This is a genomic window from Pantoea sp. F_5 (genome assembly GCF_008631595.1).
GTDB classification, from domain to species: Bacteria; Pseudomonadota; Gammaproteobacteria; order Enterobacterales; family Enterobacteriaceae; genus Pantoea; species Pantoea gossypiicola.
The window spans coordinates 17,004-41,955 of sequence record NZ_VWUO01000005.1; the positions used below are offsets into that span (position 1 = coordinate 17,004).

22 protein-coding genes are annotated in these 24,952 nt (G+C 53.8%); 4 read left to right on the top strand and 18 right to left on the bottom strand.

The window, feature by feature from the left end; translation table 11 throughout:
- Positions 1-6: 6 nt before the first annotated feature.
- From rnhB to rpsB, 15 genes are all read right to left on the bottom strand, one after another.
- Positions 7-633 carry a ribonuclease HII gene (rnhB, locus tag F3I44_RS08365; protein WP_150010689.1) on the bottom strand — a complete coding sequence of 209 codons (627 nt, stop codon included), beginning with the start codon at positions 631-633 and terminating at the stop codon, positions 7-9.
- Positions 626-1,774 carry a lipid-A-disaccharide synthase gene (gene lpxB, locus F3I44_RS08370; protein WP_150010691.1) on the bottom strand — a complete coding sequence of 383 codons (1,149 nt, stop codon included), beginning with the start codon at positions 1,772-1,774 and terminating at the stop codon, positions 626-628. The genes rnhB and lpxB overlap by 8 nt, the downstream gene beginning before the upstream one ends.
- A gap of 3 nt (positions 1,775-1,777) precedes the next feature.
- The gene (lpxA, locus tag F3I44_RS08375; protein ID WP_150010693.1) at positions 1,778-2,566 is read right to left on the bottom strand and encodes an acyl-ACP--UDP-N-acetylglucosamine O-acyltransferase; all 789 of its coding nucleotides are present in this window, start codon (positions 2,564-2,566) and stop codon (positions 1,778-1,780) included.
- A 3-nt stretch (positions 2,567-2,569) separates the two neighbouring features.
- On the bottom strand, positions 2,570-3,025 hold the full coding sequence (gene fabZ, locus F3I44_RS08380; RefSeq protein ID WP_003852639.1) for a 3-hydroxyacyl-ACP dehydratase FabZ: 456 nt from the start codon (positions 3,023-3,025) through the stop codon (positions 2,570-2,572).
- Positions 3,026-3,177: 152 nt separating this feature from the next.
- On the bottom strand, positions 3,178-4,203 hold the full coding sequence (gene lpxD / locus F3I44_RS08385; RefSeq protein ID WP_013356846.1) for a UDP-3-O-(3-hydroxymyristoyl)glucosamine N-acyltransferase: 1,026 nt from the start codon (positions 4,201-4,203) through the stop codon (positions 3,178-3,180).
- 3 nt (positions 4,204-4,206) lie between these two features.
- Complete coding sequence (gene skp / locus F3I44_RS08390; protein WP_003852644.1) at positions 4,207-4,704, bottom strand: molecular chaperone Skp; 498 nt, start codon at positions 4,702-4,704, stop codon at positions 4,207-4,209.
- A gap of 110 nt (positions 4,705-4,814) precedes the next feature.
- Entirely contained in the window at positions 4,815-7,226 is a 2,412-nt protein-coding gene (bamA, locus tag F3I44_RS08395; protein ID WP_150010695.1) for an outer membrane protein assembly factor BamA, read from the bottom strand.
- A gap of 51 nt (positions 7,227-7,277) precedes the next feature.
- Positions 7,278-8,624, bottom strand: a complete 1,347-nt coding sequence (gene rseP / locus F3I44_RS08400; RefSeq protein ID WP_150010697.1) for a sigma E protease regulator RseP — start codon at positions 8,622-8,624, stop codon at positions 7,278-7,280.
- Between the two features lie 12 nt (positions 8,625-8,636).
- Positions 8,637-9,494: a phosphatidate cytidylyltransferase gene (gene cdsA / locus F3I44_RS08405; protein WP_150010699.1), complete on the bottom strand. Its 858-nt coding sequence runs from the start codon at positions 9,492-9,494 to the stop codon at positions 8,637-8,639.
- An 18-nt stretch (positions 9,495-9,512) separates the two neighbouring features.
- On the bottom strand, positions 9,513-10,265 hold the full coding sequence (gene ispU / locus F3I44_RS08410) for a (2E,6E)-farnesyl-diphosphate-specific ditrans,polycis-undecaprenyl-diphosphate synthase (RefSeq protein WP_009091989.1): 753 nt from the start codon (positions 10,263-10,265) through the stop codon (positions 9,513-9,515).
- 181 nt (positions 10,266-10,446) lie between these two features.
- On the bottom strand, positions 10,447-11,643 hold the full coding sequence (ispC, locus tag F3I44_RS08415) for a 1-deoxy-D-xylulose-5-phosphate reductoisomerase (RefSeq protein WP_150010701.1): 1,197 nt from the start codon (positions 11,641-11,643) through the stop codon (positions 10,447-10,449).
- A gap of 111 nt (positions 11,644-11,754) precedes the next feature.
- The gene (frr, locus tag F3I44_RS08420; protein ID WP_150010703.1) at positions 11,755-12,312 is read right to left on the bottom strand and encodes a ribosome recycling factor; all 558 of its coding nucleotides are present in this window, start codon (positions 12,310-12,312) and stop codon (positions 11,755-11,757) included.
- Between the two features lie 143 nt (positions 12,313-12,455).
- Positions 12,456-13,181, bottom strand: a complete 726-nt coding sequence (gene pyrH / locus F3I44_RS08425; protein WP_013356840.1) for a UMP kinase — start codon at positions 13,179-13,181, stop codon at positions 12,456-12,458.
- Between the two features lie 157 nt (positions 13,182-13,338).
- The gene (gene tsf / locus F3I44_RS08430) at positions 13,339-14,190 is read right to left on the bottom strand and encodes a translation elongation factor Ts (RefSeq protein ID WP_150010705.1); all 852 of its coding nucleotides are present in this window, start codon (positions 14,188-14,190) and stop codon (positions 13,339-13,341) included.
- 181 nt (positions 14,191-14,371) lie between these two features.
- The gene (gene rpsB, locus F3I44_RS08435; RefSeq protein WP_031375276.1) at positions 14,372-15,097 is read right to left on the bottom strand and encodes a 30S ribosomal protein S2; all 726 of its coding nucleotides are present in this window, start codon (positions 15,095-15,097) and stop codon (positions 14,372-14,374) included.
- A 318-nt stretch (positions 15,098-15,415) separates the two neighbouring features.
- Between rpsB and map the strand changes: the two genes are divergently transcribed.
- The 4 genes from map to F3I44_RS08455 all read left to right on the top strand — a co-directional run bounded on the left by map (position 15,416) and on the right by F3I44_RS08455 (position 20,457).
- A complete protein-coding gene (gene map, locus F3I44_RS08440) occupies positions 15,416-16,210 on the top strand; it encodes a type I methionyl aminopeptidase (protein ID WP_041456646.1) in 795 nt (264 codons plus the stop codon).
- A gap of 67 nt (positions 16,211-16,277) precedes the next feature.
- A complete protein-coding gene (gene glnD, locus F3I44_RS08445; protein WP_150010707.1) occupies positions 16,278-18,932 on the top strand; it encodes a bifunctional uridylyltransferase/uridylyl-removing protein GlnD in 2,655 nt (884 codons plus the stop codon).
- 83 nt (positions 18,933-19,015) lie between these two features.
- Complete coding sequence (dapD, locus tag F3I44_RS08450) at positions 19,016-19,840, top strand: 2,3,4,5-tetrahydropyridine-2,6-dicarboxylate N-succinyltransferase (RefSeq protein WP_150010709.1); 825 nt, start codon at positions 19,016-19,018, stop codon at positions 19,838-19,840.
- A 224-nt stretch (positions 19,841-20,064) separates the two neighbouring features.
- The gene (locus F3I44_RS08455; RefSeq protein WP_033731626.1) at positions 20,065-20,457 is read left to right on the top strand and encodes a DUF3461 family protein; all 393 of its coding nucleotides are present in this window, start codon (positions 20,065-20,067) and stop codon (positions 20,455-20,457) included.
- 60 nt (positions 20,458-20,517) lie between these two features.
- On the opposite strand, the gene F3I44_RS08460 is transcribed toward F3I44_RS08455, so the two are convergent.
- From F3I44_RS08460 to dgt, 3 genes are all read right to left on the bottom strand, one after another.
- Entirely contained in the window at positions 20,518-21,675 is a 1,158-nt protein-coding gene (locus tag F3I44_RS08460; RefSeq protein ID WP_013356833.1) for a CdaR family transcriptional regulator, read from the bottom strand.
- Positions 21,676-21,860: 185 nt separating this feature from the next.
- Complete coding sequence (gene degP / locus F3I44_RS08465; protein WP_150010711.1) at positions 21,861-23,294, bottom strand: serine endoprotease DegP; 1,434 nt, start codon at positions 23,292-23,294, stop codon at positions 21,861-21,863.
- Positions 23,295-23,428: 134 nt separating this feature from the next.
- Positions 23,429-24,919, bottom strand: coding sequence for a dGTPase (dgt, locus tag F3I44_RS08470; RefSeq protein WP_150010713.1), 1,491 nt, complete (start codon positions 24,917-24,919; stop codon positions 23,429-23,431).
- Positions 24,920-24,952: the final 33 nt, after the last annotated feature.

Consider the following 24,952-nt stretch of genomic DNA (forward strand, 5'->3'; position numbering starts at 1 on the left):
AGGCTATTAAAGCGTAAGGGCCTGGCGGGCAGCCAGTACTTCAGCATCGAGCAGCGCGTTGCGTACGGGCGCAAAACTGCGACGGTGGAACGGCGTGGCACCATACTGCGTCAGTTTTTCCATATGCAGCGCCGTCGGATAACCTTTGTGCTGAGCAAAACCATACTGCGGGAACAGCTGATCCAGCTCAGTCATCTCACGATCGCGCGACACTTTGGCGATGATGGAGGCGGCACTGATTTCGGCCACCAGACTATCCCCTTTCACTACGGCCTGTGAAGGCACAGGCAACGCCGGACAACGATTACCATCAATCAGCACATAGTCGGGCTGAATACTCAGGCCAGCAACAGCACGCTGCATCGCCAGCATAGTGGCGTGCAGGATGTTGAGCTGGTCGATCTCTTCCGGCTCTGCGCGTCCCAGACTCCAGGCCAGCGCCTTCTCTTTGATTTCGTCATACAACGCCAGGCGGCGCTTTTCCGACAGTTTCTTGGAGTCAGCCAGGCCGGTAATCGGATTAGCCGGGTCGAGGATGACGGCAGCCGTGACGACCGCACCGACCAGCGGACCGCGACCGACTTCGTCCACACCGGCAATCAGTCTGGCAACAGGGTAGATAAAATCAGGCATTCACCAGCTCCAGTACCGCGTCCGCTGCCTGCTCATCGGCGTTCCAGCGGATCTGTTGATGCAATTCATGAAACGTCTGCAGCAGGGTTTTGCGTTCAGGCCCGGCATGCAGCAGCGGATCTAACGCCGCGGCCAGGGCTTCAGGCTGACACTCGTCCTGCAATAGCTCTTTGACCAGTTCACGCCCGGCCAGCAGATTCGGCAGCGAGACGTAAGGCGTTTTTACCAGCCGTTTCGCCAGCCAGAACGTGGCCGGCTTCATCCGATAACCGACGACCATAGGGCATTTTGCCAGCATGCACTCCAGTGCAGCCGTACCTGACGCCAGGAGTGCGGCATCGCTCGCAATCATCGCTTCACGTCCCTGACCATCCAGCAGATGCATCGGCAGCTCGGGAGCGACGTCGGCTTTGATTTTCTCAAACTGTTCGCGACGACGGGCATTAACCAGCGGCACCACGATTTCCAGTGCCGGATAGTGACGACGCAACAATTGTGCTGTTTTCAGGAAATCAGCACTGAGCATTTCCACTTCTGCTCCACGACTGCCGGGCAACAAAGCCAGACAGAGCGCATCATCGGCAATACCGAGATGACGCCGCGCAGCTTGCTTATCGGGTTGCAGCGGCATAGCATCGGCCATGGTATGGCCGATAAAGCGACAGGGAACGTTATAGCGATCGTAGAAGGCTTTTTCAAACGGCAGGAAGGCCAGCACCAGATTGGTGTTGCGGCCAATTTTAAACACACGCTTTTGCCGCCATGCCCATACAGAGGGACTGACATAGTGGATCGTGCGAATGCCCGTGCGTTTAAGATTGCCTTCCAGCGTGATATTGAAATCGGGCGCATCAATGCCGACAAAGACATCGGGTCGGAGTTCGGTAAAACGCCGGGTGAGATCGCGGCGGATTGTCAGCAGACGTCGCAGGCGACCCAGCACCTCGACGATTCCCATCACTGCCAGCTCTTCCATCTCATACCAGGCCTCGCACCCTTCCGCCTGCATCAGTGGTCCCGCCACGCCGACAAAACGTGCATCAGGATGACGGGCTTTCAGGGCACGAATGAGACCTGCACCAAGAATATCGCCGGAGGTTTCTCCGGCGACCAGGGCAATCGTTAGAGGACGCGCTGACATGGATTAACGAATTAATCCACGGGTTGAACGGGCAAAGAAATCGTAGAAAGGCTGCACTTCGCTATGCTGCTGCGCAAGCGCTTCAATCTCCGGCTTCACGTCTTCCAGCGTTCTGCCGCTGCGATAAAGCAGCTTGTAGGCGTTGCGAATCGCGTGCAACGACTCTTTGCTGAAGCCACGGCGCTTAAGACCTTCGATATTGATCCCGAACGGAGTAGCGTGGTTGCCCTGCGCAATAACGTAAGGCGGCACATCCTGCGCCACGCCGGAACAGCCACCCACCATCACGTGCGCACCAATCGTGCACCACTGATGCACCGCTGTCATGCCGCCAATAATGGCGAAATCATCCACCGTAACATGTCCACCCAGGGTCGCGTTGTTGGCGAAGATACAGCGGTTGCCGATTACGCAGTCGTGCGCAATATGAACGTTAACCATCAGCAGATTATCACTGCCCACCGTGGTGACATGTCCACCCTGAATGGTGCCGCGATGAATCGTCACGCTTTCACGGATGCGGTTGCGATCGCCGATTTCAACCCGTGTTGGCTCACCGGCATATTTCAGATCCTGGTTCACTTCGCCGATAGAGGCGAACTGATAGATCTGGTTATCTTTACCGATACGCGTGTGGCCGTTCACCACAACGTGTGACTTCAGTACCGTTCCTTCACCGATCTCCACATTAGCACCAATAAAGCAAAATGGGCCAATGTGAACGCGGGCACCGATAATCGCGCCCTCTTCAATGACAGAACTGGGATGGATAGTGGCGGTTGGATCAATCACGAATTATGCCTCCCGGCTGCGGGCACACATCATGGTCGCTTCACAAACGATTTTACCGTCGACAGTCGCCACGCCTTTAAAGCGGGTCAGACCACGGCGGGTTTTCTCGAAAGTGACTTCCATGATCATCTGGTCGCCTGGTACCACAGGGCGCTTAAAACGGGCACTGTCGATACCGGCAAAGTAATAGAGTTCACCTGGTTCCAGTTTACCTACGCTTTTAAACGCCAGAATACCGGTGGCCTGCGCCATCGCTTCCAGGATCAGAACGCCAGGAAAAATCGGTTTACCAGGGAAATGCCCCTGGAAAAACGGTTCATTAACAGAAACGTTCTTCACTGCACGCAGGTATTTGTGCTCTTCAAATTCCAGCACGCGGTCTACGAGCAGAAACGGATAGCGGTGCGGCAGCAGCTCTAAAATCTCTTCAATTTTCAGAGTATGAGTTTCAGTAGTCAAAATACTCTTCCTGTCCTAAAAATCTGATGACATCAATAACACGGCCTGCACAGATCAACATGATCTTCCGCAGGCCGCAAATAGGTTCTGTGGCGCCGGGCTTCCCTGCTTAACATTTTTATTATGAAAGCCGGTCAGTTTTGGGATGGCGGTCAGTCGTCTTTGCCGACCTTGCGCTCGATGGCTTTTAAGCGTTTGCTCATGTCATCGATGTTCATCACCAGCGCTGCAGTTTTGCGCCAGGTTTTGTTGGGTTGCAGCGGAATGCCTGAGGAATAGACGCCAGGCTCTGTGATAGGACGCATGACCATGCCCATACCGGTCACGGTGACTTTGTCACAGATTTCCATATGGCCGTTAATGACGCTGGCACCGCCAATCATACAGTAACGTCCAATTTTCAAACTACCCGCCATGATCACACCGCCTGCAACCGCAGTATTGTCACCAATAACTACGTTGTGAGCGATCTGGCACTGGTTGTCAATGATAACACCATTGCCTATCAGAGTGTTATCCAGCGCACCGCGATCGATAGTAGTGCAGGCACCAATTTCCACCCGATCGCCGATAATTACCGCGCCTAACTGCGGGATTTTCACCCAGTTACCACGATCGTTGGCATAGCCGAAACCATCAGAACCGATTACGGTCCCTGACTGAATCAGACAATCCTGGCCGATTTCGATCTCGTGATAAACCGAGACGTTGGCCCAGAGACGGGTTCCGCTGCCGATACGGGTTTTTTTGCCCACGAAACAGCCTGCGCCGATCACCACGTTATCACCCAGCTCAACGTCCGCTTCGATTACCGCATTGGCACCAATGGCAACGTTATTGCCAAGTCGGGCCGAGGGATCGATTACCGCGCTGGGGGCAATATTTTGCGCTGGCTGTGGGGTGGTATCGAGTATCTGTGCCATACGCGCATAGGTCAGGTAGGGGTTTTTGACTACCAGGGCTGCGGTTTTGCACCACTCCAGATCCGCTTCCGTCAGCACCACGGCTGAGGCTTTTATCAGGGCGAGTTGCTCGCGGTAACGGCTGTTTGCAAGAAAAGTGATTTGGCCAGTTGTGGCGGATTGCATAGAAGCAATGCCGGAGATGACGATATCGCCATCTCCGTGCAATTCTGCATCCAACTGCTGGGCTAAATCAGCCAGTCGAATAGATGACATGAATTATTTAACCTGTTTCAGCACGTCAGCAGTGATGTCTTTTGCGTTTGATGCATAAGCCACCGCGTTAGCGTCGATCACGACGTCATAACCATCGCTGTCAGCGACTTTCTTCACGGCATCCTGAATACGGCTCAGCAGCTTGTTACGCTCTTCCATCTGACGACGGCGATTATCCTGCTCAAAAGCCTGCGCTTTTGAAGAGAAGGCTTCACGCTGAGACATGACATCTTTTTCCATACGGCTGCGTTCGCTGGCCTTCATGGTAGAACCGTCACGCTGCAGACGCTGCATTTTGGTTTGCAGATCGCGCTCCTGGCTCTGCAACTCAGTTGCACGGCCTTTGAACTCGTTTTCCAGCTGTTTAGCAACAGTCGCACGTTGCGGTAACTGTTGGAAAATGCTGGACACGTTTACCACTGCAATTTTGTCAGCAGCCTGAACACCAGCGGAAACCGCTAAAGCAAGACCCAGACCTGCGGCACACAACAACTTTTTCACTATAAACTCCTTACCATCAACGTTTGTGTCAGCGACACAGTGTTTGCCCCGGAACAGCAACAGGTACTGTCCGGCAGCAAGACTTCAGCTATGCATCCATGCTCAGAACATTACCAGGTTTTACCAATGTTAAACTGGAACTGTTCTGACTTGTCTCCATCGACTTTCTTAATCGGCTGGGCGTACGAGAACACCAGCGGACCGAGCGGTGACATCCACTGCAGCGCCACACCGCTTGATACGCGGATATTGTTTGGATCGCTGTAGTCAGGAATACCCGCCGCACGTGTTTCAGCGGTATTTTCCCAATGGGTATCCCATGCGGTACCGGTATCGACAAACACCGAGGTACGCACCGAGTTAGCATACTTCTCGCTCAGGAACGGCGTTGGCGTAATCAGCTCAAGGCTGGCAATCGCCATGGCGTTACCGCCCACCGCATCGTCAGACTTACAGACGCCATTGGGATCGGCGATTCGGCAGTTCGACGAGTTGTTATTGTAGTAAGCCGCTTTCGGTCCAATAGTGTTGGACTGGAAGCCACGCACGGTGCTCGAACCACCGGCGTAGAAGTTCTCATAGAACGGCATCTCTTTGCCGCCGAGTCCATCTCCATAACCCACACGACCACGGCCCAGCAGCACCCAGGTACGATCCTGGTTAATTGGCACATACTGCTGAGTATCCAGCGTGGCCTTATAGAAGCTGTTATCTGAGCCTGGAATCGTTACCTTACCGTTCAGGTTGGTACGGTTACCGGATGTCGGGAAGAAGCCGCGGTCCAGCGTGTTGTACGTCCAGCCATAGTTAAAGGTGAAGTCATCGGCTGAGAATTCGCCTTTATCATTAAGCTGCTGCGGCTTGCCGACTGAATCCAGATAACGCCACATCGCAACCTGCGGCTGCATGTTTGACAGGTCGTTGTGCACATAGCCCAGACCGACACGCAATGTGTTGTTTTCGTTAACCGGGAAGCCAAGCGTGCCATCCAGACCATAACTTTTGTTGGTATAGTCAGACAGGTCCGCATTGTCTGCTTTAAAGTCGTTGTAGAACAGACGGCCACCCAGACTCACACCATCAACGGTGAAGTAAGGATCAGTCAGCGAGAATTCAGCATAGGTCTGGTAATCATTTTTGGTCCCGCTGATGCCAACGGTATTACCGGTGCCCAGCCAGTTATCCTGCGTGACCCCGACCTGGAAGCTCACACCACTTTCAGTGCCGTAACCGACGCCGAAGTTAAAGGTGCCGGTGTTACGCTCTTTAACCTTGTAGACCACATCAACCTGGTCCGGCGCACCTGGTACACGCTGCGTATCCACATCGACGGTTTCAAAGTAACCGGTACGGTTCAGACGCTCTTTACCCTGTTCAACCAGATCGCTGCCCAGCCATGCACCTTCCATCTGACGCATTTCGCGACGTAACACCGAGTCTTTTGACGTGTCATTGCCTTCGAAACGGACGTTACGCACGTAGTAACGGTTGCCCGCATCCACGTTGATATGCAGTTTTACGGTTTTATCGGTGTCGTTGATTTCAGGCTGTGTGGCTACGCGCGGATAGGCATAGCCATAGCGGCCCAGCAGTTTCTTGATGTCATCTTCCATTTTCGTGACTTTGGCGCCGTTATAAAGCTCGCCAGCCGGAATTTTGGTCAGATGTTCAATTTCTGCTGAATGGCCCGCCATGCTGCCATTGACGATCACACCAGCAATTTTGTACTGATCGCCCTCGGTGATATTTACCGTGATGTAGATGCCTTTTTTATCTGGCGTCAGGCTGACCTGGGTCGAATCGATGTTGAAGCGTGCGTAGCCGCGATCCAGATAGAAGCTGCGCAGGGTTTCGAGGTCGCCCGCCAGTTTCTGTTTCTGGTATTTACGATCACCCACCACGTTCCACCATGGCACTTCATCGCGCAGCTGGAAACGGGAGATCAGTTCATCTGAGCTGAAGGCTTTATTACCGACAATGTTTATCTGCTGAATTTTGGCAGAAACACCTTCCGTAAAGACCAGCTTCAGATCAACGCGGTTACGCGGCAGTGGCGTGACCACGGCTTTTACGTTAGCGGTATATTTACCGACGCTGTAATAGAAGTCTTCAAGTCCCTTCTCGATAGAAGAGATAGTAGTGCGGTCCAGCGCTTCGCCGACACGGACACCTGAAGCTTCCAGATTTTGTTTGAGCTGATCCTCTTTCACCGCTTTGTTACCGGTGAAGGTAATGCTGGCAATGGTAGGACGTTCTTTGACCTGGACAATCAGCGTTGTACCGTCTCGCAGGACCTGAACATCCTCAAAGTTGCCAGTAGCGAACAGCGAGCGAATGGTATTTCTGACATCATCGTCATTCACCGTATCGCCAACCCGTACTGGCATGCTCAGCAGAGCCGCGCCGACGGCGACTCGCTGCAGCCCTTCGAAATGAATATCCTTCACCACGAAATCGTCTGCACCGTAAACGGTGGCGCTGCTAAACAGCAGCGACGCTATGAGCAACTTTTTCATCGCCATCGTTGTTATGCGTTTTCCTAACACATCCCTCGAATGTTCGCGTTCCAGCGGTTACAAACGTGAGAAATCATTGAAAAGTGCAAGCCCCATTAACAGCACCAGCAAAATTGAGCCGATGCGATAACTAAAGTCCTGAACTCGCTCGGACACCGGTCCACCTTTGATCTTTTCGATCGCCAGGAACAGCAGGTGCCCACCATCTAAAACCGGCAGAGGGAACAGGTTGATAATGCCCAGGTTGACGCTAATCAACGCCAGGAACATCAGGTAGTAAATCAACCCATACTCTGCTGACAACCCTGCACCCTGCGCAATCGAGATTGGCCCGCTCAGGTTGTTCAGCTTCACATCACCGGTTATTAACTTGCCCAGCATGGAAACGGTAAGCTTCATCAGTTGCCAGGTTTTTACACTGGCCTCACCGATAGCCGCAAACGCGCCATACTGCCTTACCGTCTTGTACTCTTCGGGCAGCGGAACAATGCGCGGAATCACACCCGCAAAGCCCGCTGTCGTGCCAGCTTTCGCTTCTGGCGTCATCGTCAGCGCAATTGATTCACCGCCGCGATCCACCTCAAGCGTCATGCTTTTGCCGGGATTGTCCCGGACCTGGGTGACAAACGTCTGCCACTGCGATAATGGCTGACCATCGACTTTAACGATCCTGTCGCCTGCTTGCAAACCGGCTTCACTGGCTGGCGAATTCGCCTGAACTTCTGCCAGTGTGGTCTCAATTTGCGGACCGCGAGGCTGAATGCCTAACGCGACGACCGGATCCTGCTTATCAGGCTCAAACTGCCAGTTACGCAAATCCAGCTGCTTCTGCTGAGTCGCGTCCTCGCCAAATCGTGCCACCGTTAACGTGGTGCTGCTGTCGCCGATTTTACCCACCAGCGCCATACGCACAGCATCCCAGTCAGGCGTTTCGATACCGTCAACGGCCTTAAGTTCCATGCCGGGCGCAATTTGCGCTTCCGCAGCGACCGAACCGTTTAAAATTTCACCAATTACCGGACGCACACCAGGCACGCCGTGAATAAACACCACCCACCAGGCAAAGATGGCAAAGAGGAAGTTAGCGACAGGACCTGCCGCGATGATGGAGGCGCGTTGCCAGACGGCTTTATTATTAAAAGCCTGATGACGCAGCTCGGATGGCACGCTTTCGACACGTTCGTCGAGCATTTTAACGTAGCCACCAAGGGGAATCAGCGCGATGACAAATTCCGTGCCGTGGCGGTCACGACGCTGCCAGAGCGACTTACCAAACCCAATGGAAAAACGCTCAACTTTGACGCCACAGCGACGAGCGACCCAGAAATGGCCAAACTCATGAACGGTAATCAATACGCCCAGCGCAACGATAAAGGCGAAGAAACTCCAGATTATGCTCAACATCTTTGCCTGTCCTTAAAGGGTGCGGAACACCAGCAGCAATAAACAGGCAAACACCGGCACCGCCGCAGTCAGACTATCAATGCGATCAAGAATGCCGCCGTGACCCGGTATCAGATTGCCACTGTCTTTGATACCTGCTTCACGTTTAAACATGCTCTCAGTGAGGTCGCCCAGCACAGAGGCCAGCGTTGCGATAACCGCGCAAATCACCAGCGTACCGGTCGAGACCGTCAGCGGTGCCAGTGAGGCAAACAGCAGCGCAATCAGCGCTGAGGAGACCAGGCCGCCCAGGAAGCCTTCCCAGGTTTTACCTGGCGAGACCTTCGGTGCCAGCTTATGTTTACCAAACATCTTGCCAAACATATAGGCACCTGAATCCGCCCCCCACACCAGCAGCAACACAAACAGCAGCCACCAGGCACCAGCGAAGTGATCGGTTTCATAGTGATACTGGCGCAGCGCCACCATGCCCCAGAAAAAAGGCACCAGCGTTAACACGCCAAACAGTAAGCGAAGCGGGCGCGAATGACGCCAGAAGGCCGCAGAAGTGGGATAGGAGAGTACCAGCAGCAGTGCAACGACCCACCACGCCAGCGACGCCCAAAGCGATGTCGCGACCTGGGGCAGATGCACCGTGTGTTGATAAGGTGGAAGCGTAAACTGCATCAGCGCCAGCAGCAGACCACAAAGTACAGCCAGCCAGACGCGCTGTTGCCGTGATGCCATCCCTGCAAACTGGCCCCATTCCCAGGCGGCCAGCATACAGATAACGATGGTAGTGAGAGCAAAGCCCACAGGTGGTAACCAGAACAGTGCAGCTATTACCAGCGGAATTAATATCAACGCGGTAATCAGACGAGACTTCAGCAAAGGTTACCCCCAGATTGCTCAGGCGCCGCCTGGTGCAGCGCCGCCAAAACGACGCTCCCGCAGAGAGAATGCATTCAGTGCACCTTCAAAAACGTGTTCATCGAAATCCGGCCAGAGCACATCGGTAAAATAGAATTCAGCATAGGCAATCTGCCACAGCAGGAAGTTGCTAATCCGATGCTCTCCCCCGGTCCTTATCACTAAATCCACTGGCGCCAGCTCCTGCATACAGAGCTGCGACGTCAGGCTCTCTTCGGTAATCTGGTCAGGACGCAGTAATCCTTCCTGCACCTGCTCAGCCAGTTTTTTCACGCCTTCGATAATATCCCAACGGCCGCCATAGTTGGCAGCAATGTTGAGCGTCAGGCCACTATTATTTGCGGTCAGCGTCTCAGAACGGCGAATACGTTCCTGAATACGCGGGCTGAAACGGCTGGTATCGCCAATGACGCGTAAGCGAACATTGTGTTTGTGCAGGCTTTTTACTTCGCTGTCGAGCGCCCAGACAAACAGTTCCATTAATGCGGTGACTTCCTGTGCCGGACGGCTCCAGTTTTCACTGCTGAAGGCGTAAAGCGTCAGGGCTTCAAGATTGTTGCTGACCGCAAAGCTGACGGCACGGCGCACCGATTTAACGCCCGCTTTGTGTCCTGAAATACGCAATTTTCCCTGATTTTTGGCCCAGCGACCGTTGCCATCCATGATGATAGCGACATGGCGCGGACCGTTTCCCTGCTGGTCATCAGTGTTGTTGTGATTGTTAGACGACATAACGCTTAACCAATTCCTTTCATCAGAAATGCTGTGGTTTCTGAATACATTGCGCCCGATTCAAATCCCGACACGCTTTTGGTGCCGGGCCACACCGAATTCGGTGACAGACCGTGAAACGCGAGCCAGCGACTATACCATTTTCACCTGAAGCGAACAAATGGCCTCATAACGATCGGCTTCACGAGGTGAAGCGCGGCAACATTTCTGCCGCCAGCGCGCGCGCGGAGCAATCAATTTCAAGGACAGCGTCCACCGAATCCGGCTCCGGACACACTTGTGCCGCCATCACCGCGCTATTAAGCGCAGCGATGTCGGTGAAGCGGATCTGGTTATTCAGGAAAGCCGCGACGGCAACCTCGTTGGCTGCATTCAGCGTGGTGGTCGCCGCCTGCCCTGCCTCACAGGCATCAATGGCCAGCTTCAGGCAGGGATAGCGACTAAAATCAGGTTCTGCAAAGCTCAGCGCCGACATGCGGGTAAAATCCAGCGGCGTCACGCCTGCTTTGATGCGCGAAGGCCACGCCATACTATGGGCAATGGGCGTACGCATATCGGGAGAACCTAACTGAGCCAGCACGCTGCCATCGCAGTATCGCACCATGGAGTGAATCACCGACTGTGGGTGAAGGATCACTTCCATCTGCGCTGCGCTGGCATTAAACAGCCAACGGGCTTCAATGTACTCAAGACCTTTATTCATCATGGTGGCCGAATCGACAGAGATTTTTCTCCCCATCGACCAGTTCGGATGTGCACAGGCCTGATCCGGCGACATGGCGCTGAGATCCGCTAAATCTGTGTCACGAAAAGGACCACCCGATCCCGTAAGGATAATTGACTCAATGCCATTATCCCGCAGGCCAGCGTAACCTAACTGATGCTGGATGGTAGCCGGTAAACTCTGAAAAATGGCGTTATGCTCGCTGTCGACTGGTAGTAACTGTGCGTTATGATGACGCACCGCCTCCATAAACAAACGGCCGCAGGTGACAAGCGATTCTTTGTTGGCCAGCAGCACCGTTTTACCGGCGCGAATAGCGGCCAGCGTTGGCAGCAAACCTGATGCACCGACAATGGCCGCCATCACCTGATCCACCTCATCCAGCGCGGCCAGCTCACAGGCTGCCTGAACGCCGGAGAGCACTTCAGTATTGACCCTGATTGCTCTCAGTCGCTCACGCAGCGCAGCGGCAGAAGTCTCGTCTGCCATGCAGGCATAGCGTGGCCTGAAAGCCGCACACTGTTCGGCCATCAGCGCCACGTTATGGCCGGCAACCAGCGCCGTAATCTGATAAAGCTCTGGGTTGGCGCGAACCACCGCCAGCGTACTGGTGCCGATCGAGCCGGTGGATCCCAGCAGAGTTAATCGCTTCATGAGGCTATCCGTGTGAAGTCAGCGTGCCCGCAGGCACAATGTAAAACGCCGCCAGATGTCGCATTCATACGAATACCTCTCTGTACGGCGTTTTGTCCGGCAGTGATGGAATCAGAAATCCATCAGCTCCGTCTCTTTTTCTGACAGTGCAGCATCAACTTTCTTGATGTATGCATCGGTCATTTTTTGCACTTCGTCCTGCGCACGACGTTCGTCGTCTTCACTGATTTCTTTATCTTTCAGCAGTGCTTTGATTTTATCGTTGGCATCGCGACGGACGTTACGTACCGACACACGGCCCTGCTCGGCTTCGCCGCGCACGATTTTAATCAGATCTTTACGACGCTCTTCTGTCAGCGCTGGCAGCGGAACACGGATGTCAGTACCGGCTGAACTTGGGTTCAGACCGAGATCAGACTTCATGATCGCTTTTTCGACTGCCGAACTCAGTGAACGATCAAACACGTTGATTTTCAGCGTGCGTGAATCTTCCACAGTGACAGAAGCCAGCTGACGCAGTGGCGTCGGCGTGCCGTAATATTCGACGACGATGCCGTCGAGCAGCGTAGGTGACGCACGACCGGTGCGCACTTTGCTGATGGTCGTTTTGAATGCTTCAACGCATTTTTCCATGCGCGTGTCAGCATCTTTTTTGATGTCGTTAATCACGTTGAAACCCTTGGATTCGGTTTGACCTGGCCAGTTCCGGCATAACCGGAAGCGGGATCGATAATCATCGATAATCCTGACTGGTGCGCGATGCATTCTCATCGCGCTGACAGAATATACCTTATTTTATCTCGCCTCGGGTATTAATGCGTAATCAGGGTGCCTTCTTTTTCACCCATCACTACGCGACGCAGTGCGCCAGGTTTATTCATGTTGAAAACACGGATAGGTAATTTGTGGTCACGCGCCAGAGTAAAGGCCGCCAGATCCATCACTTTCAGCTCTTTATCCAGGACTTCGGCATAGGTCAGTTGATCATACAGTGTCGCATCCGGGCTTTTCACCGGATCGGCAGAGTAGACGCCGTCAACTTTGGTCGCCTTCAGTACCACGTCCGCTTCAATCTCAATGCCACGCAGACACGCCGCAGAGTCGGTGGTAAAGAACGGGTTGCCGGTACCCGCAGAGAAGATGACGACGCGGTTGTTACGCAGCAGGCTGATCGCTTCTGCCCAGCTGTAGTTGTCACAGACGCCATTGAGTGGAATCGCTGACATCAGGCGTGCATTCACATAGGCGCGGTGCAGTGCATCACGCATCGCCAGGCCATTCATTACAGTCGCCAGCATACCCATGTGGTCACCTACGACACGGTTCATACCTGCCTGCTGCAGGCTCGCGCCGCGGAACAGGTTCCCTCCGCCAATTACCACGCCAACCTGGATGCCCAGCTCAACCAGCTCTTTTACCTCTTGTGCCATGCGGTCAAGCACACTCGCGTCGATACCAAAACCTTCAGCGCCTTGCAGAGCTTCGCCGCTGAGTTTAAGCAGGATACGTTGATAAACAGGTTTTGCGTTGGTCGCCATGGTCAGTTCTTCCTGGAAGATTGGGTGTAAAGGAGAAGTAAATTCTGATCGATCATCCGCTTACCGCAAAGAAAATGCTATTGGGATGAAACTGAAAACGTGTCTGTTGCGATTCACAGACAAAAAAGAACCGCCATCTGGCGGTTCTTTCAGAGCATTAAGACTGTTTGGACATTGCTGCAACTTCTGCAGCGAAGTCAGACTCAACTTTCTCGATGCCTTCACCCACTTCGAAGCGGATGAAGTTGATCACGTCAGCGCCCTGCTCTTTCAGAGCCTGGCCAACGGTTTTGCTTGGGTCGATAACGAAAGCCTGACCTGTCAGAGAGACTTCGCCGGTGAATTTCTTCATACGGCCTTCAACCATCTTCTCTGCGATCTCTTTTGGCTTGCCAGACTGCATCGCGATGTCCAGCTGAACCTGGTACTCTTTATCAACCACGTCAGCAGAAACGTCTTCTGGCTTAACGAATTCAGGCTTGCTCGCTGCAACGTGCATCGCGATCTGTTTGATCAGATCTTCATTAGCGCCTTTCGCTGAAACCAGAACGCCGATACGCGCGCCGTGCAGGTAGCTGCCCAGCTCTGCGCCTTCCAGGATTGCAACGCGACGGATGTTGATGTTCTCACCGATTTTAGCAACCAGTGCAACGCGCTCTTCTTCGAACTGCGCTTTCAGGACTTCAACGTCAGTGACGCGATTAGCGGCAGCCGCATCCAGAACTTTGTCTGCGAAAGCCTGGAAACCGCCATCTTTTGCTACGAAGTCAGTCTGGCAGTTAACTTCCAGAATCACACCGTAGTCGCCAACGATTTTGGTTTTGATTACGCCATCAGCAGCAACGTTGCCTGCTTTTTTCGCTGCTTTGATTGCGCCAGACTTACGCATATTCTCAATCGCCAGCTCAATGTCGCCGTTCGCTTCAGTCAGCGCTTTTTTGCAATCCATCATGCCAGCGCCAGTACGCTCGCGCAGTTCTTTTACCAATGCAGCGGTAATGTCAGCCATTCCAGAATCCTCGGTTCGTGCCTGTGTACATAGGTACCCGCAGACACTTATTTGCGGAAAATTTACTCTGTCCCGCCGTCCGGTTGGGGGCGTAACAGACTTAGATAAATAAAGGGGCCACTATAGGCCCCTTACAGATCACATCTGAATGCTAAGGGCTCTTATGCAGAGCAAACCTTAATTAAGCGTTTTCTAAAGACGCTTCTTCAGCTTGCTCAGCCAGGTCCTGAGAGCGGCCTTCGCGAACGGTGGTCGCAACGGCAGTCAGGTACAGGTTTACAGCACGGATCGCATCGTCGTTACCTGGGATAACGAAATCAACGCCATCTGGATCTGAGTTGGTATCAACGATAGCAAATACCGGGATACCCAGGTTGTTTGCTTCTTTGATTGCGATGTGTTCGTGGTCAGCATCAACAACAAACAGCGCGTCTGGCAGACCGCCCATGTCTTTGATACCGCCCAGGCTGTTTTCCAGCTTGGCCAGCTCACGCGCACGCATCAGCGCTTCTTTTTTGGTCAGTTTGTCGAACGTACCATCCTGAGACTGAGTCTCCAGATCTTTCAGACGTTTGATTGACTGACGCACGGTTTTCCAGTTAGTCAGCATGCCACCTAACCAGCGATGGTTTACGAAGAACTGGTCGCAGCTCAGTGCAGACTCTTTTACCGCTTCAGCAGCAGCGCGCTTAGTCCCTACGATCAGGATCTTACCTTTACGGGAAGCGATCTTGTTCAGTTCAGCCAGAGCTTCGTTGAACATAGGAACCGTTTTTTCCAGGTTGATGATGTGAACCTTGTTACGAGCACCAAAGATGAATGGCTTCATTTTTGGGTTCCAGTAACGGGTCTGGTGACCGAAGTGAACACCAGCCTGGAGCATGTCGCGCATGGAAACAGTTGCCATGATAAAACCTCTAAAGTTTGATTGGGGTTGGGCCTCCATGTATCCCATACGACCGACCTCTTTCAAGGCACCCCGGCGTATGTGTCGATACATGTGTGTTTTAGTACACATAATGAGAGTTATGCGTTTCCTGCTGACCGAGACGGCCATACAGAGAATCGTCGGCGCGCTTTATATCACAACCAGCCCAGTGACGCCAATAAATGATCGCTGACAGAGGCCAGCGCGTTCTCTATTTGGCAGCCCATTTGCTGACTGCTAACATGACAGCACAGAACTTATTATTGTCGAAAATTTCGACAACTGCGGATTAATTTAATGGCAATTTCAATTAAAACCCCTGAAGAAATCGAAAAAATGCGCGTCGCGGGCCGACTGGCCGCCGAAGTGCTGGAGATGATCGAACCCTACGTTAAACCGGGTGTGACCACCGGTGAACTGGACCGCATCTGCCACGAGCACATTACCCAAAAGCAACAGGCGGTCTCTGCCTGCCTCGGCTATCACGGCTTTCCGAAATCGGTCTGCATCTCCGTTAATGAAGTGGTGTGCCACGGCATCCCCAGCGACGATCGCCCGTTAAAAGATGGCGATATCGTCAATATTGATGTCACCGTGATTAAAGATGAGTACCACGGCGACACCTCTAAGATGTTTATCGTCGGCAAGCCGACCATTCAGGGCGAGCGCCTGTGCCGCGTCACGCAGGAGAGCCTCTATCTTTCCCTGCGTCTGATTAAGCCCGGCATTCGTCTGCGCGAGCTGGGCCGGGCTATCCAGAAGTATGTGGAAGCGAATGACTTCTCCGTGGTGCGCGAATATTGCGGCCATGGCATCGGTAAGGGCTTCCACGAAGAGCCGCAGGTGCTGCATTACGATGCCGATGACAGCGGCGTGGTACTGCAGGCAGGCATGACCTTTACGGTAGAACCGATGGTCAATGCCGGTGATTACCGCATCCGCACAATGAAAGATGGCTGGACGGTAAAAACCAAAGATCGCAGCTTGTCCGCACAGTATGAGCATACTATTGTGGTGACGGAAAACGGCTGTGAGATTTTAACCCTGCGTAAAGATGACACGATCCCTGCCGTGCTCGTTGCTGAAGGGTGATTTTCCTCACACAGATCAAGCCGGCGATGAGCCGGCTTTTTTTTGGCTAAAAATAGAGAAAAGCTGCATGAGCGTGAGTCTGTCAGAAGAGGTAAAAAACGGTCTGGTCGATTCGCCGGCCGAATGGGGTAACGACCAGCTGACCCGCGACATTCTGAAGCCGCGGCTGGAGCAGTTTCAGCAGCACCTGGCTGCCGCATTTGATGCCGGTGAAGCCGTTGAGCCGCTGATTGATGCGCGTACGCTGTTTATTGACCGGCTACTGTGTCGCCTGTGGCGCTTCTTTGGCTTTGATGCGATGCCCTCTATCGCGCTGGTCGCCGTGGGCGGCTATGGTCGTGCCGAACTGCATCCGCTCTCTGATATTGATGTGCTGATCCTCAGCCGACAGCCGCTGGACGAACAGGCCGCACAGCGCACCAGCGATCTGCTGACGCTGATGTGGGACCTCAAGCTGGAAGTGGGCCATAGTGTCCGCACGCTGGAAGAGTGTCTGCTGGAAGGACTGTCAGACCTTACTGTTGCCACCAACCTGATTGAGTCGCGAATGCTGACCGGCGACGTGGCGCTGTTTCTGGAACTGCAGAAAAACATCTTCAGTGACGGCTTCTGGCCCTCATCCACCTTCTTTGCCGCCAAAATTGAAGAACAGCAGGAACGCCACAAGCGTTACCACGGCACCAGCTATAACCTTGAGCCGGACATCAAGAGCAGTCCGGGTGGTCTGCGCGATATCCATACGCTGCAGTGGGTCGCCCGACGCCATTTTGGTGCCACCACGCTGGATGAGATGGTTGGCTTTGGTTTCCTCACCGATGCGGAGCGCAGCGAACTCAACGAATGCCAGGAATTTCTCTGGCGCATCCGCTTTGCCCTGCATCTCTCCCTGCCCCGCTACGATAATCGGCTGCTGTTCGATCGCCAGCTCAGCGTGGCGCAGCGCCTGAATTACCAGGGTGAAGGTAATGAGCCGGTCGAGCGAATGATGAAAGATTTCTATCGCGTCACGCGGCGCATCGGCGAACTGAATCAGATGCTGCTGCAGCTGTTTGATGAGGCGATTCTGGCGCTCTCTACCAGCGAAAAACCGAGACCTGTCGATGATGATTTCCAGCTGCGTGGCGATTTGATCGACCTGCGCGATGAAACGCTGTTTACCCGGGAACCGCAGGCAATTCTGCGCATGTTCTATGTCATGGTGCGTAACGACAGCATCAAAGGGATCTACTCCACTACCCTGCGTCATCTGCGCCATGCGCGTCGTCATCTTAAACAGCCGCTGTGTCAGATTCCGGAAGCGCGTCGCACTTTTATGTCGATTCTGCGTCATCCCGGCGCGGTCAGCCGGGCACTCGTACCGATGCACCGTCACAGCGTGTTATGGGCTTACACGCCGCTGTGGGGCCATATTGTCGGCCAGATGCAGTTTGATCTGTTTCACGCCTACACCGTGGATGAGCACACTATCCGCGTGTTGCAGAAGCTGGAAAGCTTTGCCAATGAAACCACCCGTCCGCAGCATCCGCTCTGCGTAGAGTTATGGCCGCGTCTGCCGCAGCAGGAGTTGTTGCTGATGGCAGCACTGCTGCATGACATTGCCAAAGGGCGCGGTGGCGATCACTCGATTCTCGGCGCACAGGACGCGCTCGACTTCGCTGAAATGCATGGCCTGAACTCGCGGGAAACGCAGCTGGTGGCCTGGCTGGTGCGTCATCATCTGCTGATGTCAGTGACAGCGCAAAGGCGCGATATTCAGGACCCGACGGTGATCCAGCAGTTCGCTGAGGTGATGCAGAATGAGAACCGGCTGCGCTATCTGGTTTGCCTGACCGTCGCCGATATCTGCGCCACCAACGAAAGCCTGTGGAACAGCTGGAAGCAGAGCCTGTTGCGCGAGCTCTTTTTCGCCACCGAGAAGCAGCTGCGACGCGGCATGGAAAACAGTCCGGACCTGCGTGAGCGGGTGCGTCACCATCGCCTGCAGGCGCTGGCGCTGCTTCGGATGGACAACATCGATGAAGAGCGCCTGCACCAGATCTGGAATCGCTGCCGGGCAGATTATTTCCTGCGCCATACGCCTAATCAGATTGCCTGGCATGCCCGCCACTTACTGGTTCACGATCTGAAGAAACCGCTGGTGCTGGTCAGTCCGCAGGCCACGCGCGGCGGAACCGAAATTTTCATCTGGAGTCCCGATCGTCCGCACCTGTTTGCCGCCGTCGCCGGAGAACTCGACCGCCGCAATCTCAGCGTTCACGACGCGCAGATCTTTACCAGCCGCGACGGCATGGCCATGGATACCTTTATTGTGCTGGAACCGGATGGCAGCCCGCTGTCGCCGGATCGCCATCCGATGATCATTCAGGCGCTGGAGCAGGCGATCACCCAGTCTGACTGGGTACCACCGCGTACCCGCCGTCCGTCAGCCAAACTTCGGCATTTCAGCGTGGATACCGAGGTCAATTTTCTGCCAACGCATACCGATCGTCGCAGCTACCTGGAGCTGGTGGCGCTGGATCAGCCAGGCCTGCTGGCGCGGGTCGGCGAAGTTTTTGCCGATCTCGGTGTGTCGCTGCACGGCGCACGCATCAGTACCATCGGCGAGCGGGTCGAAGATTTGTTTATTCTGGCCAACAGTGAACGTCAGGCGCTGGACGAAGAAATGCGCAAAGCGTTGCAACAACGGTTGACAGAGGCCCTTAATCCAAACGATAAAGTGTGACCAGACTCGATTTGTAAACATTAATCTCTTTACTTGTGTCGGGTTATTGCCCGGCATCGCACATGACAGATCAGGAAAAAAATATGCAACAGTTACAGAGCGTTATTGAATCCGCCTTCGAACGTCGCGCTGACATCACCCCTGCCAGCGTTGACAGCGAAACCCGTGATGCCATCAACCAGGTGATCTCTCTGCTGGACAGCGGTGAGCTGCGCGTTGCTGAGAAGATCGACGGCGAGTGGGTAACGCATCAGTGGCTGAAGAAAGCAGTGCTGCTCTCTTTCCGCATCAATGACAATCAGGTGATGGAAGGTGCAGAAACCCGCTTTTACGACAAAGTGCCAATGAAGTTTGCCGGCTGGGACGAAGCGCGTTTCAAAGCTGCAGGCTTCCGCGTCGTGCCGCCTGCGGCTGTCCGTCAGGGTGCCTGTATCGCCCGCAATACGGTGCTGATGCCTTCTTACGTCAACATTGGCGCTTTCGTGGATGAAGGTACCATGGTAGACACCTGGGCGACCGTCGGCTCCTGTGCGCAGATTGGTAAAAACGTTCACCTTTCTGGCGGTGTGGGTATCGGTGGTGTGCTGGAACCGCTGCAGGCTAACCCGACCATTATCGAAGACAACTGCTTCATTGGCGCACGCTCTGAAATCGTTGAAGGCGTAATTGTTGAAGAAGGCTCAGTGATCTCAATGGGCGTTTACATCGGTCAGAGCACCAAAATTTATGACCGCGAAACGGGCGAAGTCCATTATGGTCGTGTGCCTGCCGGTTCCGTGGTGGTTTCAGGTAACCTGCCGTCCAAAGATGGCAGCTACAGTCTCTACTGTGCGGTGATCGTGAAGAAAGTCGATGCGAAAACGCTGGGCAAAACCGGTATCAACGAACTGCTGCGCACTATAGAGTGATTAATCTGACGGGCTGGAAACCAGCCCGTCATCTTTTCTTTACAGTCATTATCAAATAACATGCTTCGCGCCGCGAATTAACTGGTGCGTTTAGTTTTTATCCAGGTCATAATCCGCGCCAGTTAAATCCTGTCGCGCAATGTTCATCCCGCTTATTTATGTCTACAGTTGACGGACGTCATGAACAAGTCTGCGCGCTTCTCACTTTTGATGGAAACAACGCTATGTATGACAATCTGAAAAGCTTAGGTATCAGTAATCCGGACGACATTGACCGCTACAGCCTGCGTCAGGAAGCCAATAACGACATTCTGAAGATCTACTTCCGCAAAGATAAAGGCGAGTTTTTCGCGAAGAGCGTTAAATTCAAATATCCGCGCCAGCGCAAAACTGTCGTTGCCGATCACGCGACGCAGGGCTACAAAGAAGTTCAGGAAATCAGCCCGAATCTGCGTTATGTCATCGATGAACTGGACCAGATTTGCCAGCGCGATCAGGTCGAAGTGGATCTGAAACGCAAAATTCTGGATGACCTGCGTCATCTGGAAAGCGTTGTCGCCCACAAGATCTCAGAAATTGAATCGGACCTGGAAAAATTAACCCGCAACAGCCGTTAATGTCCTTTACGACAAGAGAGGCCAGCTTTGCTGACCTTTTTTATGCCGCAAATCTGCTCCCTACCCCTGCTCATCCAGTTGCAAAGCCACATAGAGCAACAGCCTGTCGTCAAAATGGCCCAGATTCAGTCCGGTCAGTTCAGAAATCCGGTTCAGGCGGTACTCCAGCGTATTACGATGAATGAACAGCGCACGTGCGGTAGCGCTCGGCTGGACGTTATGGGTGAACCAGGCGATTAGCGTGCGGCGCAGCAAACCGTTGTTATCCATGCTCTTGAGCTTCGCCAGCGGCCGGGCGAGTTCATTGGCCTGCCAGCCGCCTCGCAGGCTGTCGAGCAGCACCGGCAGTACCAGATCCTGATAAAAATAGCTGCGCACTTCGGGCATACGCTGCTTGCCCACCATCATGGTGGTGCGCGCCGTCCGGTAAGAGCGTGCGATACTGCCCGGCCCGGTAAAGAAGTTACCCAGCGCGATGCGCATCCGAAGATGACCACTCTCTTTCATCCGCTGCAGCAACTGCTCAACGCGGCGTCGATGATCATCCTGATCGTAACGTCCATGCCCATTCAGGGCGGGTTTCAGCACCACCATTTCGGTCAGTGACACAATGGCGATCAGATTATCGCGCTCCGGTGTGGTCAGCAGCGTTTGCAGTTGCTGTAGCTCTGACATCGCACTGTCGACACCAAGCTGACCGCTATCCACCTCCAGAACGGCCACCACTCGCGGTTGATTAAGATCGATGCCAAGCCGCTGAGCCCATTCGGTGAGCTGTGGCGACAGAGTATCGCTGCGGATGAGATTCAGCACCAGCTCTTCACGCAGACGGCTGTCCTGTGCCAGCATATGCAGAAGCCGCGCCTGCTCCAGCATCATTTCTGCGGTCATGCAGACCAGCTCGCCGTAGTGTCTCAAGGCCAGCGGCTCGCCGGTCAGGCCAATCACCCCGACGATGTCACCATCAATGCGCAGCGGCAGGTTAATGCCGGGCCGTACGCCATGAAGGTGTTTAGCTACCGCTTCATCGATGTCGACTACGCGGCCCTGCGAAAGCACCAGCAGCGCACCTTCGTGCAACTCCCCAATGCGTTCCCGGTCACCGCTGCCGATAATGCGGCCCCGCGCATCCATCACATTGACATTGCTGTCAATAATTTTCATGGTGCGCGCCACGATATCCTGTGCCAGCCGGGCATCAAGGTGATAGGTAGCCATCCATTACTCCTGAAAAAGAGGGGGGAGAAACAGAATACGCATGGGAAGCAGGCAGCACATTGTGCATTTGCATAGAGCCAGCCGGTCATTTGCCGAATTTGCGGTAAGCATCACACTCTGCCGGGGCAAACGCCGGGCATAAAAAAGGCAGACCGCAGTCCGCCTCTTTATCAGTGATCGTTCCGTTACTGCATCAGCAGGTAGATACTGCTATCGCCGCGCTTCACATTCAGCGCCAGAACAGCGGGCTTGGTATCGAGGACTTTGCGCAGCTCGCCGAGGTTGGTTACCGGCTGCTGGTTAACGCCCTGAATCACGTCACCCTTCTTCAGGCCGATACGCGCTGCGGCACTGCCCGCTTTCACATTATCAACGCGAACGCCTTTATCGCCGGTTTCAACATTGCTGAGGTCAGCGCCTTCAATGCCGTTGTAGATGGTGGCGGACTGCACTTTCGCCTGGCTGCTCTGCTGCAACTTAACAGAAACATCGACCGGTTTGCCGTCACGCAGCAGGCCCAGCTTCAGGGTGGTGCCAACCGGCAGTGAACCCACTTCTGCACGCAGTGAAGCAAAGCTGCTCAGCGGTTTGCCGTTCATGGAGACAATCACGTCACCGGCTTTAATACCCGCTTTCGCGGCAGCGGAGTCTGGCAGTACCTGGCTGACAAACGCACCACGCTGTGCGTCCACCTTCATCGCTTTAGCCAGTTCGGAATTGAGTTCCGTGCCCTGCACGCCCAGCTCGCCGCGTTTCACCTGTCCAAACTCCACCATCTGCGCCGTCAGGTTTTTCACCATGTTGCTGGGGATAGCAAAGCCGATACCGATGTTGCCGCCATCCGGTGCCAGAATCGCGGTGTTAATCCCGATCAGCTCACCGTTGAGGTTAACCAGCGCACCACCGGAGTTGCCCCGGTTAATCGCCGCATCGGTCTGAATAAAGTTCTCATAATTTTCCACATTCAGGCCGCTGCGTCCCAGCGCAGAGACGATACCTGACGTCACGGTTTCGCCCAGTCCGTAAGGGTTACCGATGGCCACGGTGTAATCACCCACCCGCAGGCTGTCAGAGTCGGCGATCTTCACTGCGGTCAGGTTTTTGGCGTCCTGCAGCTGCACCAGCGCAATATCGGAACTCGGATCTTTGCCAATGACTTTGGCGTCATAGCGACGGCCATCGCTCAGCTGCACCTGAATTTTGGTGGCATTGTTCACCACGTGGTTGTTGGTGACCACATAGCCTTTCTCGGCGTTAATGATGACACCCGATCCCAGCGCGCGGAATTTCTCCTGCTGGGTATCCGGGCCTGGCGCTCCGCCGTTACCACCGTTCTGGCACATGGGTGAACCCTGGAACGGTGAACCGTCCTGGCAGAATGGCGAATTGTCGCCAAAGAATTGCTGAAACTGCTGTGGCATGCGTGGCGTTTTGACTGTGGTGGTGCCCTCAACGCTGATACTGACCACAGACGGCATCACTTTTTCCAGCATGGGAGCCAGGCTTGGCAGTTGCTGGCTTTCGGAAGAGGCCGTTTGCGCAGCAGAAACAGTAACAGGGGCGAGCGCCATGCTCAGGCTCAACGCCAGCGCACTTAACACTAAAGTCTTTTTTTTCATTTTTCGTTTCTCAATAAGATTACTGTTCAGACCATTGCTGTGGTCGAAAGGTGAGATAAATGTTTTAGCGCGAAGTTCCTTTAAAAGTTTAAGTCAAAGGTAAAAATTTATTCGCGCTCTTTACAATCGGCGGCTTATTCTACTGCCATCAGACGCCGGTACTCATCCCAGGCATAGAGATCGGTCATACCGCTAATATAATCCTGAATAAGCCGGAAGCGATAATAACGCTCCCACAACAGCCGCTGATATTTATGCTCCACAACCAGATTACGCATCTTGTGCAAATAGGCTTTGCGGTGTTTCCCGGAGAGCTTATGAAAAAGTCGCGTTTCAATCGGGTGCTGGCGTAAAAAATCCTCATTCATCAGCGTGGTAAAGGCTTCATAATTGAGGCGCATCAGCGGCTGATAGATCTCCAGCAGCCCTTTAATCACGCGGTAACCCTGCAGCTCCAGCTGTTCAACTTCGGAGTGATTAAACACCTGCTGGCGCGCAACGGTCTTAAACAGTTGCAGTAAGCGACCCTCTTCACCCTCATCTTCCAGCAGCGCATGGTTAAAACTTCCCTCGAATATTGCAGGAAGATTATCAACAAAACGTTTCACCGCGTAACTGACCAGCACGCTCTGAACATTTACGCGTAATGACATAAAAAACTGATCGCTGCGGCTGCGGCGTTTTTTACTGCAGGCTTCACGCCAGGCTTCACCAATAGTTCGGCTGAAAGCGTCATTATTTTTAACCGGCCCCCAGGCTTTATTGAGAAATTCAAACAAACTCTCAACATTAAAGATATCTTTTTCTACAGCGTCGTCCAAATCGGCAATACAATAGGAGATATCATCCGCCGCTTCCATTATATAGGTGAGCGGAAAGCGGTGGTGTTCTTCCATATTGGTGGCAGCACGCAGGTCGGCAATATAATCCTGCTCAGAGAGATAAAAACCGGGCTTCTTCATTAACACGCTAAATTCGGCAGGCTTTTCACCCTGCCACCAGGCAGGTGCAGTGTATTTCAGAATACAGGCGACCTGAGAGTAGCTGAGATTGAGTTGCAGCAGCGTATGCACCATACGGATAGCCTGCGCGTTGCCCTCAAAATGGCAGAGATCCTGGCGTATCATGGCGTTCAGCTCATCAAAGGCTTTACGCTGCGCATCGCCTTCAACCCCCGCCACCAGCGGATCGACCAGCTCGGCAGCCAGGTTATCTTCAAACCAGTCGTTAATAGCCGCCTCGCCAAAATGACCAAACGGCGGATTACCCACGTCATGCAGCAGACACGCCATTTCGATCAGGCTTTCAAAAGCGCCTTCAAGCTCATCCAGACCATATTGTGCCAGTCCACCCTGCATCTTCAGGGTTTGCAGGATCTCTTTGGTGATGTAGCGTCCGGTCTGCTGCACCTCCAGCGAGTGCGTCAGTCGGGAACGGACGGCGGCATTGCGCTCCAGCGGAAAGACCTGCGTTTTCTGCTGCAGTCGCCGGATGGCGGCAGAGTTGATAATCCGTCCACGATCGCTCTCAAAATGGCGGGTAATGTAATATTCGCCTTCCGGATCTTTTCGGCTGGTATAAGGGCGCGAGAAGCTGATCTTCTTCCTGAAATTGATCGCCGACATGAATTACCCCTGACTTTTTCGTGAATTAATCCC